Genomic DNA, 13,377 nt, shown 5'->3' on the forward strand with positions numbered 1-13,377 from the left:
TAGAGCAGCCGGCCTTTTCACCGTGCTGTATGCAGCCCACCTTTTGGTTTCGACCCGAAAACGCACCACGGGTATATTTAATAATTACACTGCTTATTTCTCAGATTTAAATCAGGCAGCGTATCGTTATGAATTATTGCTTAATCAATGAGCGAACGAATCCCCGCCTTGTCAAATAGGCCATCCGCACACTTTTTTAAATCAGAACATATCAACCCGATAGCCACTCCTATCCAATCTGCCTCTTTATTCCAACCCATGCTAGGGTGATTGCCGAATTACGAATAATAAAAATTTGTTATTATGTCGATTCATCTTCGTTTATACATTGGCCATGACGATGAGAAACGCGACACTGCGGCAACTGAAGGTCTTCGAGACGGTGGCGCGTCATCTGAGTTTTTCGCGTGCGGCGGAAGAACTGCATCTGACCCAGCCTGCGGTTTCCACCCAGGTGCGCCAACTCGAGGAGCATGCGGGCCTGCCGCTCTTCGAGCAGCTCGGCAAGAAGATCTACCTGACGCCGGCCGGCACCGAGATGCTTCACTACAGCCGCGCAATCATCCAGCAGTTCCACGAAGTGGATGAGGCGATGAGTCAGTTGAAGGGCGTCTCGGGAGGCAAGCTGAATGTTGCCGTCATCAGCGCAGGCGATTACTTCTTCCCACGTCTGCTGGCCGAATTCACCCGGCGCTACGCCGGTGTCGTGCTCAACCTGGCGGTACATAACCGCGAAGAACTGCTGCATCGGCTCTCCACCAATCAGACCGACCTTGCCGTCATGGTGCGTCCTCCGCACGAGATGGACTCGACCAACGAGCCGTTCGCGCCGCATCCCTATGTGATTGTCGCCGCGCCGAACCATCCGCTCGCGCACAAGCGCAACATCAAGCTGAGCCAACTCGCGAACGAAGCCTTTATTGTTCGCGAGCGCGGCTCGGACACGTGGAATTCGATGCAAGAAGGTTTTGCGGGCCGGCTCGCCAGTCTGAAGATTGCCATGGAAATCAGCAGCACCGAGACGATCAAGCAGGCTGTGATCGCCGGCATGGGCATTGCGTTTCTTTCCGCGCACACCATCAGCCTGGAATTGCAGGTGGGGCACCTCGTGGTGCTCGACGTCGAAACCTTTCCGGTAATGCTCAACTGGTACGTCGTGCATCGGCGCAACAAACGTCTGCCGCCGGTAGCGGTCGCCTTCAAGCGCTTTCTGATGGACGAAGGGGCCGCTCTCATCGAGAAAATCACGCGTGTCACGGAACTGAGTGCGCATAAGCGATAGGTTATGGAAATCCAACAAAACTTTAACTATTGAGAATCCATCGTCGGTTCTATGCTTGGATCGAGTCATTTCACTCATTTGCATAGGAGTCCGATCATGAATCACACTTCGTTTGCCTCGCGTGCCGCCACCCGTACCGGCCACGTTGCTCCGGGCAGTTCCGACGACGCCCATCTGAGCGCCTATAACGCAGCCTTCAGCGACCTGGAGTTGGGGTTTCGCTGGGACCGCGACACGCTCAACGCGCTTCGTGAATTCGAAAGCGAAATTGCGCGTATCACCGCCTACGTCGCCCGGCACCACGCTCATCTTCACAAGGCTTATGACGCGGAGTTCCTTGCTCAACTCATCCTGCGCAAGAAAACCCAGTACTACTGCGAGTTCGCCCCCTTCGGCGAAAACTTCTAGCGTTTCGTCCTCGGCCCGGCCTTGCTACAGGCCGGGTACTATGCTGCTCCACGTACTGCGCGAACCCGGCTCACAACACAGAGCAGCGCCTCGTACGGTCTTTCATGCGCCCTTCCTCGCGCCGACGGCACCGGCCGCGCTGACACCCTATAGAACTGTGGGTGCCTCTGCGCCCTTGGCGGAACGCGCCGAAGCGCGGAGTGCCAGGCACGCCGTGCGTCTCGTCAAGCGGCGACCAGGATTGGGCGAAATCATCGTCGAACAGTGCGGGCATCTGATCGGCCGGCCAGTCGAAGTCTTCAAGCACGCACAGCACGGCGCTGCGGCGTACGATGCCGCAGCGAACCGTGGATCGCTGGCCGGACGCCGCAGCAAATCCGTAGCGACCGCGTGCGACGCCGGCGTTGATCATCAGATGCGCACCCAACGCGGCAGCAAGCAGGCTCATCGCCAACAGAACAGCCAGGCCGAACGATTGCGTATGCTCGATGACGAAGCCGTAACCCATCCAGATACAGAGAACGAACGCCGCCAGATTGACCACGCCGCCGCCCGGATGCAAAACGACGCGCGCAGTGAACCTGCCGCGCAATGCAAACCAGGCGATCGCCGACGCAGCAAAGATCAATGCGCCGGCAAACACGGTGAGATACAACTCGACGCGCGCCAGGTCCTCGCAGTACGCCGACGACAAATAGCGCACAAATCCCCCCGCCATTGCCGCCAACCCCACGGCACAACCGAGCAATGCAGCGCATTGCGGCCGGGCCAGAACGCTACGCCACTTCAATCGCTGCGTGAGACCGGTCAGCACGGCAGCGAGCAAAACCAGCAGCAGAACAGCGCTCCCCGCCCAAACGGTATTGCCTGATAACTCCGGCATGCGCGTTTCTCCTCGTGCGTTATGCCGCGGCCGCGCTCAGGCGGCGCTCGCTGTGCTCACTGCCGCAGCGGCATCCTGCGTTCCGGTCAGCCTGTTGCTTAAGGCGCCAATGCCCGCGATCGTCACCACCACGGTCGCACCCTCCTTGATCGAGCCGACACCCAGCGATGTGCCGCAAGCAATCACGTCTCCCGGTTCCAGCGTGAGATCGTGCGAGATCAGGCTGACCTGCTCGGCCGGCGAAAACACCATATCGGCCAACGGGTAGTTCTGCCGCTCCACACCGTCCAGTGTCGTCACCACCCTGCCCGACTGCCAGTCGAAGTCGGATACGATCGCCGGCCCAAGGCAGCAAAACGTGTCGAACCCTTTGGCCCGGCACCATTGCGGAAAATGCGGATTTTCGTTGAGCAGGTCGGCCGCCGTTACGTCATTGACGACGGTGTAGCCAAAGATGGACGCTGCCGCTTCGGCGAGACTCGCGTGACGGCAGCGCCGTCCAATCACGATACCGAGTTCGCCTTCGTAGACAATCTTGCCCGCGTAACTTGCCGGCCGCCGTATCGCTTCGCCCGCACCCACAACCGAACCGGCAGGCTTGAGCAGGAACAGAGGGTGCGCCGGCACCGGTTTATCGAGTTTCGCGGCGAGCGCGTGATAGTTGTTCCAGAGCGCGACGATCTTGCCCGGCGCACACGGTGCAAGCTGTGTCATGGCCCGCGTCGACAGCACTGCGCCGGTCGGCACACACTGATCGAGGCTTTCGTATTCGTGCAGATAGCCACCCTCGACACGGCCGAACACGATACCGCCGTCGCTCGACATGAAACGCATCCACGTATCCACAGCCCGCTCCTCAGTACATCCGGCGCCACCTGCCTTTCGCAAAAGCGGCGCCGTCCGCACAGGCAGAAAACATCGCTCAGATCGCGCCAGCCTCGCGCAGTGCGCCAATCTGCTCGCGCGAATAGCCGAGTTCGGTCATCACTTCGTCGGTATGTTCACCGAGCAGCGGTGAGCGTTTTACCTCGGTCGGGCTGTCCGATAACTTGATAGGATTGCCAACCGTCAAATATTTCCCGCGAACCGGATGATCGACCTCGACGATCGTGCCGGTCTTGCGCAGCGACGGTTCTTCAGCCAGCTCTTTCATCGACAGGATCGGACCGCACGGAATATCGTACTGGTTGAGAATCTGCATGGCCTCGAACTTGGTTCGCGTCATGGTCCAGCGTTCGATCTCCGCGAAGATATCCTTCAGACGCGGCAAGCGTGCGGCAGGCGTCGCGTAGTCGGGATCGGTGGTCCATTCTTCCTTGCCGATCACATGGCAGATCTTTGTCCACACCGGCGCCTGGGCGATGAAATAGATGTACGCGTTCGGGTCCGCTTCCCAGCCCTTGCACTTCAGGATCCATCCAGGCTGGCCGCCGCCCGACGCATTGCCGGCGCGCGGCACCGCTTCGCCAAACGTGCCATTTGGATACTGCGGGTACTCCTTCATCACGCCCGTGCGGTCGAGCCGCTGCTGGTCGCGCAGCTTCACGCGGCACAGGTTCAGCACGCCGTCCTGCATGGCTGCGAGCACCTTTTGACCACGCCCTGTCTGGGTACGCTGGTAAAGCGCCGTGACAATGCCAAGCGCCAGATGCAGGCCCGTGCCACTATCGCCAATCTGCGCGCCGGTCACGATTGGCGGCCCGTCGTCGAAGCCGGTGGTGGACGCCGCACCGCCGGCGCACTGCGCGACGTTCTCGTACACCTTGCAGTCTTCGTAGGGTCCCGGGCCGAAGCCTTTCACGGACGCCACGATCATCCTCGGGTTCAGCTCCTGAATGCGTTCCCACGTAAAACCCATCCGGTCGAGTGCGCCTGGCGCGAAGTTCTCCACCAGCACGTCGCACTTCTGGATCAGCGCTTCGAGCACCTGCTTGCCTTCCGGGTTCTTCGTATCGATAGTGACCGAGCGCTTGTTGTGGTTGAGCATTGTGAAGTAGAGGCTGTCCGCGTCGGGAATGTCGCGCAACTGCTCGCGCGTGATATCGCCTGCCCCTGCCCGCTCCACCTTGATGACGTCGGCGCCGAACCACGCCAGCAACTGCGTGCAGGTCGGGCCCGATTGCACATGCGTGAAATCGAGAATGCGCACACCGTCGAGTGCTTTAGCCATGCCGTATCTCCTTGTCCGCGAGGCTTACTTGTACATGGTCTGGTTCCTGGTACCCGGGGCATACTCACGCGGGTCCACCCAGATGTTCACCACGGCCGAGCGGCCCGTGCGATGGATCGCTTCCCGGGCGCGTTGCAGCGCCCCGGCGATGGCAGCCGGATCGCGAACTTCCTCACCGTAGCCGCCCAGCATTTCTGCAAACTTGCTGAACGGCACATCGCTCAGCAGGTTGCCGACGTTGCCGCGCTCGTCACCGTACTTGGCGAGTTGCCCATAGCGGATCTGGTTCATCGCCGAGTTGTTGCCGATCACGGCAAGGTACGGCGCGCCGAAGCGATTCGCGGTTTCCATGTCGAAGGCGGTCATGCCGAACGAGCCGTCGCCGTAATAGCAGAGCACTTCCTTGTGCGGATGTGCGAGCTTCGCAGCCAGCGCAAAACCAGTGCCGACACCCAGCGAGCCGAGCGCGCCGGGGTCCATCCATTGACCCGGGCGGCGCGGCCGCACGGCTTGCGCGGAGATGGTCACCACATCGCCGCCATCGCCGATATAAACCGTGTCGTCCGCAAGAAATGCGTTCAGTTCGTAGGCGACGCGATAAGGGTGGATTGGCGTGTTGGTGGATTTGAACAGCGGCATCAGCTTTTCGGTCGCGCTCGCTTCTGCGTCTTGCAGTTGCGCCATCCATTTGCGGCGCGCCTGGCGCTTGTCGTCCTTGAGACGCCCGCCTGCCGCCTGCAACACCGCGGCGAGAATCGCGCCCGGATCGCCGACCAGACCGAGATCGATGTCGCGGTTCTTGCCCACGGTCCGGTAGTCCATGTCGATCTGCACCAGCGTTAGCTCCTTGCTGATGCGCTTGCCATAACCCATGCGGAAATCGAAAGGAGTCCCAACGACAATCAGCACATCCGCGTTCGCAAACGCCTGCGACCGGGTCCGGTCGAAGTGATGCGGATCGCCCGGCGGCAGCAGACCTCGGCTCGCGCCGTTGAAGTAACCGGGAATATCCAGGCCGCGCAACAGCGCCACGGCTTCCTCATGACCGCGTGCAGTCCAGACCTGCTGGCCGTAGAGAATCGCGGGGCGCTCCGAATCGACCAGAATGTCGGCCAGTTTCTCGATGTCTTGCGGGTCGCCGACCGATTTCGTCGAGGCACGGTAGTGACCCGGTTGCGGCACCACAGCGCGCGTCAGTTCAACTTCGCGATCGAGCACGTCGCGCGGAATTTCCAGGTAAGCGGGGCCCGGCGCACCATTGAAGCACTCACGCGCAGCCATCGAAATCATGTCCGCGACCCGCTCGGTGCTCGGCACGCTAGCGGCGAATTTCGTAATCGGCGCCATGATGTCGACGTGCGGCAGATCCTGCAGCGAGCCCATCTTGTGCTGCGTCAGCGCGCCTTGTCCGCCGATATGCAGGACCGGGCTTTCCGAGCGGAATGCCGTGGCGATACCGGTCACCGCATTGGTACAACCCGGCCCCGCTGTCGTCACGACGCATCCCAGCTTGCCGGTTTGCCGCGCGTAACCGTCTGCCGCATGGGCCGCCACCTGCTCGTGGCGCACGTCGATAATGCGAATCCCCTCGTCGACACAGCCATCGTAGATATCGATGATGTGACCGCCGCACAGCGTGAAAATCGTGTCGACCCCTTCGTTTTTCAGCGCCTTGGCCACCAGATGACCGCCTGAGACGACCCCGGCGTTACGGGTCTTCTGCCTGAGCGTGTCTTCGGCCGTGGTGCTGGCTGCGACCTGGTTAGGGGATGAAACAACTGCGGACATAGTCGTCTCCCATGCAAGCGGGTTGCGGGTCACTCGGTTGTTCAACATTGCTCGACGGACGCGGCCGTTTCCCCAGTTCTTTCACCGGGCCGAAGCGACCTTTTCAATACGGTATGTGATATATCACATTCAATCAAGCATGATTTTCATCTGACAATTGAGATGAACTTTATGCGCTGAAGGCTTGCCTGGAGCGGGTTTCAGAGGGAGAGGCGCCGGCCGGCGCTCAAGAAAGCAAGGGAAAACACCGAGGAGGGAGACTTTCAGGTGCTTGTGATATATCAGGCACCCCATTTTGAGAACAAGCCAGGACGAAGGAACTCCGCATTACACGGACGGACGTGCAATGCGTTGGCGAGATTTCCGAATATCCGGTTGCTTACGCAGCCCGTTGCTGGCCGCTCAATCGAGAAAGTCGCAGTTCGCTTCGACAAACGCCGCGAGATCGAGCGAATGTTGGCGTGTGAGCCGCTCGGCCAGTTCGGTATCGCGCTTCTCCAGCGCCTCGATGATCCGCAGATGGTCGACGATCGAGCGCGAGGCGCGGTCGCTCTGCGAGATCGTCATGCGGCGAATTGCGCGGACGTGAATGAAGATGTTCTTGATCGTATCGAGGATGATCTGCGACTTCGACAACTCGACAATTGCCTGGTGGAAAGCAATGTTTGCATCGGAGTACTCGGCAATATGTTCGGCCGGCGTCGTGTCCTGGAAATTGTCGAACATGTGGCGCAGCCGGGCGATTTCCTCGTCCGTGGCGTGCAGGGTGGCAAGGCGGGCGGCCATGCTTTCGAGGGCCGCCCACATCTGGATCATTTCGACAATTTCGCGCTTGCTCTTGCGCACGATGTAGATGCCGCGGCGCGGCACCATGCGCAAAAAACCTTCCTGCTCGAGTAGCGTCATCGCTTCGCGCACCGGCGTACGGCTCACGCCCAGCGATTCGCTCAGCACACGCTCGTCAAGACGGAGTTCCTCGCGCGACTGATAGATGTCCGCATCGGCAATCGCCTGACGCAGCATCGCATAGGCCTGATCGCGCAAGCTTGCGCTCGCGCCGATCGGCTGCAACGACAAGGTCAACGGTGTAGCCACTGCTTCAGTTTGAAGTTCTGACGACATGCATCGCCTCTTGTTGAGCATGTGCAACCGGACGGGCGCCCGCCTGAACCCCATGTGGCGTGTCCACACCGGCCTGTTCACCCAGTCCGGCGAAGCGGCCATGTTGCGCCGCAAGCGCTGCGACCGGCTGCGGAATCCAGCGGGTCAGCAACACGGTGGCAGCCGAGCCCAAACCCACAACCGCCAGAGCCAGAAGCGCCAGAGGAACGAATTCCATTTGCAACTCCGAATGATTGAATGACCTTTGATCCCCCAATCATATGCTGCGCCGCCGCAAACATCAATATTTCGTATGTAGTATATCAATCGTCGTTGCGGCTTGATCGTAACATCAAGGTAACATGGCGGCCGCCTGGTGGCGTATATGCGGAATAAATAGCGCGGCCCTCACCACGTAAGCATGCGCTAACTCCAGCCTCCAGGGAATTCGGCGCCGGCGCGCCGCGGGTTGCGCGGGGAGGTCAACGCCTCGGTGTTAACGCGCAAAACGCGCGCTATGCGCGCACTTCCGCTCGCCAATCGCGCAGTTGACCTCAAACGCGGATTGTAGAAGGCGCACCACCTCATTATTCTTCGGGGAATCTTGCAGCGGTTGGCGCGCGGTAACCGGCCAATAACCGGCCAATAACCGGCGGCCTTCGCACCAGCCTCCACTGCGCTCCAGACATTCAGCATGGGATCGGAGACACCTCATGACCACAGCAGTATCGACAGCGGCCCGCCCCGGCGCCGCCAGTAACGCAAGCCGCGCCCGCCGGGCGGCGCTCGGCAGCTTTGTAGGCGCAGTGGTCGACTGGTACGACTTCCTGCTATACGGCATCGTCGCCGCGCTCGTGTTCAACACTCAGTTCTTTCCGCAGGTCAGCGCGGCAATGGGCACGCTCGCGGCCTTCGCGACCTTCGGCGTCGGCTTCCTGTTCCGGCCGCTCGGCGGCTTCATCTTCGGCCACTATGGCGACCGCCTCGGCCGCAAGCGCATGCTGGTGCTGACCGTCATGATGATGGGCCTCTCCACTGCGGCGATCGGCCTGCTGCCGTCGTTTCTCAGCATTGGCTGGTGGGCGCCGGTGCTGCTGGTGACGCTGCGGGCCATTCAGGGTTTCGCGGTCGGCGGCGAATGGGGTGGAGCGGCGTTGATGGCGGTGGAAAGCGCGCCCGAGAAAAAGAAAGCGTTTTACAGCAGCGGCGTGCAGGTCGGCTATGGCGTCGGTCTCGTGCTCGCCACGGGCCTCGTGTCGATCATCAGCCATTCGATGGACAACGCCACCTTCCTCGCGTGGGGCTGGCGCTTGCCGTTCCTGTTCAGCGTGGTGCTGGTGCTGATCGCGCTGTGGATCCGCTCGAACATGGAGGAGTCGAAGGAGTTTGTCGAGAAGGTGGTCGAAAAAGGCGCCGCGCGGCCGCGCCTGCCGATTGTCAAAGCCTTGCTCAAGCATCCGAAGGCGTTTCTGCTGATCATCGCGCTGCGCCTCGCGGAACTGTTCACCATGTACATCGTGACGGCCTTCGCGCTGAACTATTCGACCGCGAATCTCGGCATGCCGCGCACGTTCTTCCTCAACATCGGCCTGCTGGTGGGCGCGCTGAGCTGCGTGACGATCCCCTGCTTCGCGTGGCTTGCCGACCGCTTCGGCCGGCGCCGCGTGTATATGGTGGGTGCGCTGACCGGCATGCTAAGCGCAGTGCCGTTTTTCCTCGCACTCGAAGCGCGGGCGACGGCGTGGATCGTGATCTTCGCGGTGATGCTCGCGAACGTGGCGCACGACATGGTGGTGAGCGTGCAGCAGCCGATGTTCACCGAACTGTTCGGCACCGAGTACCGCTACAGCGGCGCGGGGGTGGGCTATCAGGTGGCGAGCGTAGTGGGAGGCGGCTTCACGCCGTTTATCGCTGTGGCGCTGGTGAGTCTTGCGGGAGGCTCGTGGCATCCGGTGGCGGCGTATCTGGGTGTCGGCTGCCTGATTTCGCTGGTGGTCGCCGCGCGCATGAAAACCGGTCGTGCGGCGGCATAGCGGCTAACGAGGGCGAGTGCTCCGTCACTCGCCCGCCCGAAGCTGCACCGGAAACCTGATCTCAAAGGTCGTGCCCTCCCCCTCGTGCGAGTCGAAACGGATCTGCCCGCCCAGCACCCGCGTCAACTCGCGGACGATCGCCAGCCCGAGGCCTGCGCCGGGAACGTCCTCTTCCGTCGCGCGTTCGAATTCCTTGAAGACGCGTTCCCGGTCCGACGGTCCGATCCCCACTCCGGTATCGGACACGCGCAGACGCCAGTGGTCGTCACCGTCCGCGCTCATCTCCAGCTCGACCTGGCCCACCTTGGTGTATTTCGCCGCGTTGGTCAGCAGATTGAGCGCCACCTGTTTCAGCTTGAGCCGGTTAGAGACGATCGTGCTCAAGCCGGCATCGAACGCATGCGTCAGGCGCAAGCCCTTGGCTTCGACAAACGGAGCGCACGAGGCCACCAGTTCGTCGAACAGTTCATGCAGGTTGAACGGCTCCACGACGAGGTGATTGGTATCGCCAAGCACCACTGAATATTCGACCAGCTCATCCACCAGTGCCTTCATGTCCGTGGCCTGGCGGTTGGCAAGCGCCAGCGCCGCTTCGACCTTGGCCGGCGCGCGTGACATCAGTTGCAGCGCCATTGAAAACACATTCAGGAAATTGCGCAGATCGTGCACGACGCTACGCGTGATCTGCATGCGCGACTCGTAAAGATCGCTGACGAGGCGCTGCTTCAGGGTGAGTTCGTGATTCGCGCGTTCGAGCCGGCCGGTGTAGTCGTCGATTTTGCGGTCGCGCTCGGTGACAACTTCGCGAATCGACATCAACGTGACGAAGCTGACCGCCTCGTCGATGAAGTGCCGCGCCCGCTCCTCGTGACGCCGTGTGAAAAACGGCCGCGATTCGCTGAACTGGACAATCTGGCCGGTCAGCATCTGGCGGAACAGATCGAGTTCGCGCACCAGCTCGTCGATGCGGTACCCCTGCCGCCAGCGCAGCTTGCCGTGCTTGCGTGCGTTGCGCTCGATCTCCGGCTCGACCTGATCGAGATCCTGATCTTCAAGCGCGCTGCAGATTTCCTCGAGAATGGCCGGGATGTGATCCGACAACTGCTCGTAAGTGAGCCGGTCGGCTTCGGTTAGCTCGGTGTCGTGGAAAACGGCCCTCATCCAGCGCTCGGTCAGGTTGACCTGATCCAGACGAAGGCTCTCGGCAAACGCGCGGAGTGGGCGTAATTGCGAATCGGGCATAAATCGGGGCCTGCCGCCGCGAAGGGGGGAAACATGAGAACCCGCCGGCACAGGCGGGACTCGCTCTATCACCTGCTGCGCCAGCGTATCACGCCAATCCGGGCCGTTGCCAATGCCTCACCGGATTCGACGGCGCCGGCCCGGCTCCGGTGGCTTCGCGCGGCCCCCGAATCGCGCCCTGGAGCATACTTCATATGATTGGCGCGTCGCCGCCCGCCGATAGCAGGTGGCGTGATTCCGTAGGCTTCACGGCCCGCTTTACAGCTCGCTCACGCCCCATTGCACGGCCGCTTGCACGGCCAGGCGGCCGCCAAGGGGTTGCCGAGCCGAAGTTATCCGCGCATCACAATCTGATTGGCATGGTAGTCCCCCAGCGCCCGGGTAAATAGCGACGTGCACAGGTAGCCATTACCCGGCTCCCGCACGTAGTCGACGAACGCCTGTGCGCCGGCCATCTCGCTGTTGTCCGCCGAGATCAGCGCCCCTGTCCGCAGGCGCGGCTCCAGAATCTTGAGCACGGGCAGATAGTCCGACTTGGCGCCATCCAGCAGCACGAAATCGATGACATCCGGACAGCCTTCGGCAAGCGTGTGGGTGGCGTCCCCGAGGCGAATTTCCACCAGATCGTCGAGCCCGGCCTCGGCCAGGTTCAGGCGCGCCTGGGCAGCCTTGTGCGCTTCAATCTCCGTGCTGATCAGCACGCCTCCACCGTTGTCGCGCAAGGCGGCGGCAAGAAACAGCGTCGACAGCCCGAACGAAGTGCCGTATTCGATCACGCTGCGTGCGCCGCTGCTGCGCACCAGCAGGTAAAGCAGGTTGCCCATGTCCGGCGTCACCGGCATGTAGGCGTCGCGCATGGCGCGATAGAATCCGGCATCGGCTTCGCTGCCGAAGCCGTCACGCTGGGCGGCCTGCCGGACGAGCGGGTCGACACGTAGCGTCTCGGCGTATAACCTGTCGAGCGTCGCCTTGACTCTGCCCGTTGTAATAGTGGCAATTGAAGGCGTCGCAGTCATTTGGGTGGTCACAGTTCACTCCCGTAGTGGATAGAGCTGTGATCGTGTTCCATGCGTGCGCTTCGGGATTGTAAATACGTGACATCGCGCCTCGCCACCGTACAGCCCTTGAAGAGCTATCACCTGCTGCATGCAGCGGTGAGCGGCGCCGCGGACGCGCACGGGGAAGCCGCCCTGCTCGCACGCTCGATGCGCAGCGTGGTGGCCGGATTCGTCGAGCATGACGTTTACGCCGAGGCCGCGCAGGCAGCGGCCCGCTCGTTGCGTGCAGGACAAAGGACGCGGCGCCTCGCGCTTGGCTTTGCCTGCGACGCCAACCCGCTCGCAGCCCTGCTGTTCGGCGCCAGCGAGAGCACCGAGTTCGAGCGGCGCTGGAACGCCCTCAACCGGCTCGCCAGGCTCGGCGTCCGGACCCACCTGGAAAGCAACGCCAGCGGACCGAGCTTGCGCCGGCAGCCGCACATCGCGGCGGCCGATTCAGCATTCAGAGCGGAGTTAGTCGAGCAGTGCATCGAGGCTGCACGTTCGTGCGCCCAGCAGCGTCCAGCAAGCGCGGACCGGCCTGATCATCTGCTGAGCCTCGCGCGAGCGCTGGCGCCTCCCGCGAGCGCCGCAGCCGATGTAACCGGCATGCTTTACGAAGAGCCCGCCACCGAACTGCTGGACGCGGCGGCCCAGCTAGGCTGCGCGCCGCGTACGCTGCAGCGCGACCTGGGCCGGCATGGCCTGACCTTCGGCCTCGTCAAACAGGCGGTGCGCCTGACCATCGCGGGCTACCGGCTGCGCAACCTCGATGAATCCATTACGGCAACCGCGCACGCCGCCGGCTTCTTCGATTCGGCGCATCTGAACCACGCGTGGGAAGCCGCCTGCGATATCGCGCCCTCGGTGTACCGGACGCTCGCAGGCCGCCTCTGATCAGATCTGTTCGAACAGCACGTCTTGCGCGCCTTCCCACAGCACCTTGGTGCCGAGTTCGCGCAGATGCTCGTTGCCTTCGACAACCGTGAGGAAGTGATTGCCGGCCAGTTGCCCCATCTTGCTGGCGAAGCAGCATGAACCATAGGCGAGGATGATCTCGGTTTCGCTGTAGCCGCCGGGATAAAACAGAATGTCGCCGACCGACGGATGGCTCGTATGGTTTTCGAACCCCACCGCCGTACCGTTGTTTTCCAGCTTGAAGTCGCCGAGCGGCACCCAGCAGCCTTCGCCGCTCCAGCGCACGTGAATCAGCTTCTGGCGATACGGTAGAAGCTTGAGGAAGGCGGCCACCGTCTGCGGTGCATCGGGATGGGTTTCGGCGATAAATTCGTGGCCGCAGGAGGTAATGCGAAGTCGGGTCATGATGTCTGTCCGCGAGGTCTGGTTGAACGGGATGGTCGGCCGGGCATCATTGTCCCGGCCCGGGCGCGGCGCCGACAGAGACAGTTTCGACACCACGGGTCAGGCCAGTT

13 protein-coding genes are annotated in these 13,377 nt (G+C 61.9%); 4 read left to right on the forward strand and 9 right to left on the reverse strand.

What is annotated here, in order from left to right:
• The first annotated feature begins 334 nt into the window (after nt 1–334).
• Both FFS45_RS01375 and FFS45_RS01380 read left to right on the forward strand, forming a co-directional pair.
• Nucleotides 335–1,282: a LysR family transcriptional regulator gene (locus FFS45_RS01375; protein WP_137952875.1), complete on the forward strand. Its 948-nt coding sequence runs from the start codon at nt 335–337 to the stop codon at nt 1,280–1,282.
• Between the two features lie 96 nt (nt 1,283–1,378).
• Nucleotides 1,379–1,690 carry a hypothetical protein gene (locus FFS45_RS01380; RefSeq protein WP_137952876.1) on the forward strand — a complete coding sequence of 104 codons (312 nt, stop codon included), beginning with the start codon at nt 1,379–1,381 and terminating at the stop codon, nt 1,688–1,690.
• Nucleotides 1,691–1,760: 70 nt separating this feature from the next.
• Here FFS45_RS01380 and FFS45_RS01385 read toward each other — a convergent pair whose 3' ends face one another.
• From FFS45_RS01385 to FFS45_RS01410, 6 genes are all read right to left on the reverse strand, one after another.
• On the reverse strand, nt 1,761–2,573 hold the full coding sequence (locus FFS45_RS01385; protein WP_137952877.1) for an NAD(P)(+) transhydrogenase (Re/Si-specific) subunit beta: 813 nt from the start codon (nt 2,571–2,573) through the stop codon (nt 1,761–1,763).
• 36 nt (nt 2,574–2,609) lie between these two features.
• A complete protein-coding gene (locus FFS45_RS01390; protein WP_137952878.1) occupies nt 2,610–3,419 on the reverse strand; it encodes a fumarylacetoacetate hydrolase family protein in 810 nt (269 codons plus the stop codon).
• A gap of 76 nt (nt 3,420–3,495) precedes the next feature.
• Nucleotides 3,496–4,743 carry a formyl-CoA transferase gene (gene frc / locus FFS45_RS01395; RefSeq protein ID WP_137952879.1) on the reverse strand — a complete coding sequence of 416 codons (1,248 nt, stop codon included), beginning with the start codon at nt 4,741–4,743 and terminating at the stop codon, nt 3,496–3,498.
• Nucleotides 4,744–4,767: 24 nt separating this feature from the next.
• On the reverse strand, nt 4,768–6,531 hold the full coding sequence (locus FFS45_RS01400; protein WP_137952880.1) for a thiamine pyrophosphate-binding protein: 1,764 nt from the start codon (nt 6,529–6,531) through the stop codon (nt 4,768–4,770).
• Nucleotides 6,532–6,933: 402 nt separating this feature from the next.
• On the reverse strand, nt 6,934–7,653 hold the full coding sequence (locus FFS45_RS01405) for a GntR family transcriptional regulator (RefSeq protein WP_137952881.1): 720 nt from the start codon (nt 7,651–7,653) through the stop codon (nt 6,934–6,936).
• Nucleotides 7,631–7,870 (reverse strand): hypothetical protein, encoded by a 240-nt coding sequence (locus FFS45_RS01410; RefSeq protein ID WP_137952882.1) that lies wholly within the window; start codon nt 7,868–7,870, stop codon nt 7,631–7,633. Before FFS45_RS01410 ends, FFS45_RS01405 begins: the two co-directional genes overlap by 23 nt.
• A gap of 475 nt (nt 7,871–8,345) precedes the next feature.
• On the opposite strand from FFS45_RS01410, the gene shiA reads away from it, so the two are divergent.
• The gene (gene shiA / locus FFS45_RS01415; protein WP_137952883.1) at nt 8,346–9,665 is read left to right on the forward strand and encodes a shikimate transporter; all 1,320 of its coding nucleotides are present in this window, start codon (nt 8,346–8,348) and stop codon (nt 9,663–9,665) included.
• Between the two features lie 24 nt (nt 9,666–9,689).
• On the opposite strand, the gene FFS45_RS01420 is transcribed toward shiA, so the two are convergent.
• Both FFS45_RS01420 and FFS45_RS01425 read right to left on the reverse strand, forming a co-directional pair.
• A complete protein-coding gene (locus FFS45_RS01420) occupies nt 9,690–10,907 on the reverse strand; it encodes a sensor histidine kinase (protein ID WP_137952884.1) in 1,218 nt (405 codons plus the stop codon).
• Nucleotides 10,908–11,239: 332 nt separating this feature from the next.
• Nucleotides 11,240–11,935 carry a class I SAM-dependent methyltransferase gene (locus FFS45_RS01425; RefSeq protein ID WP_249362527.1) on the reverse strand — a complete coding sequence of 232 codons (696 nt, stop codon included), beginning with the start codon at nt 11,933–11,935 and terminating at the stop codon, nt 11,240–11,242.
• Nucleotides 11,936–12,001: 66 nt separating this feature from the next.
• On the opposite strand from FFS45_RS01425, the gene FFS45_RS01430 reads away from it, so the two are divergent.
• A complete protein-coding gene (locus tag FFS45_RS01430) occupies nt 12,002–12,841 on the forward strand; it encodes a helix-turn-helix domain-containing protein (protein WP_171029533.1) in 840 nt (279 codons plus the stop codon).
• Here the strand turns inward: FFS45_RS01430 and FFS45_RS01435 are convergent, their stop codons facing one another.
• Nucleotides 12,842–13,267, reverse strand: a complete 426-nt coding sequence (locus FFS45_RS01435; protein ID WP_137952886.1) for a DUF3830 family protein — start codon at nt 13,265–13,267, stop codon at nt 12,842–12,844.
• Between the last annotated feature and the right edge of the window lie 110 nt (nt 13,268–13,377).

The organism is Burkholderia sp. 4M9327F10 (assembly GCF_005503145.1).
GTDB lineage: Bacteria > Pseudomonadota > Gammaproteobacteria > Burkholderiales > Burkholderiaceae > Paraburkholderia.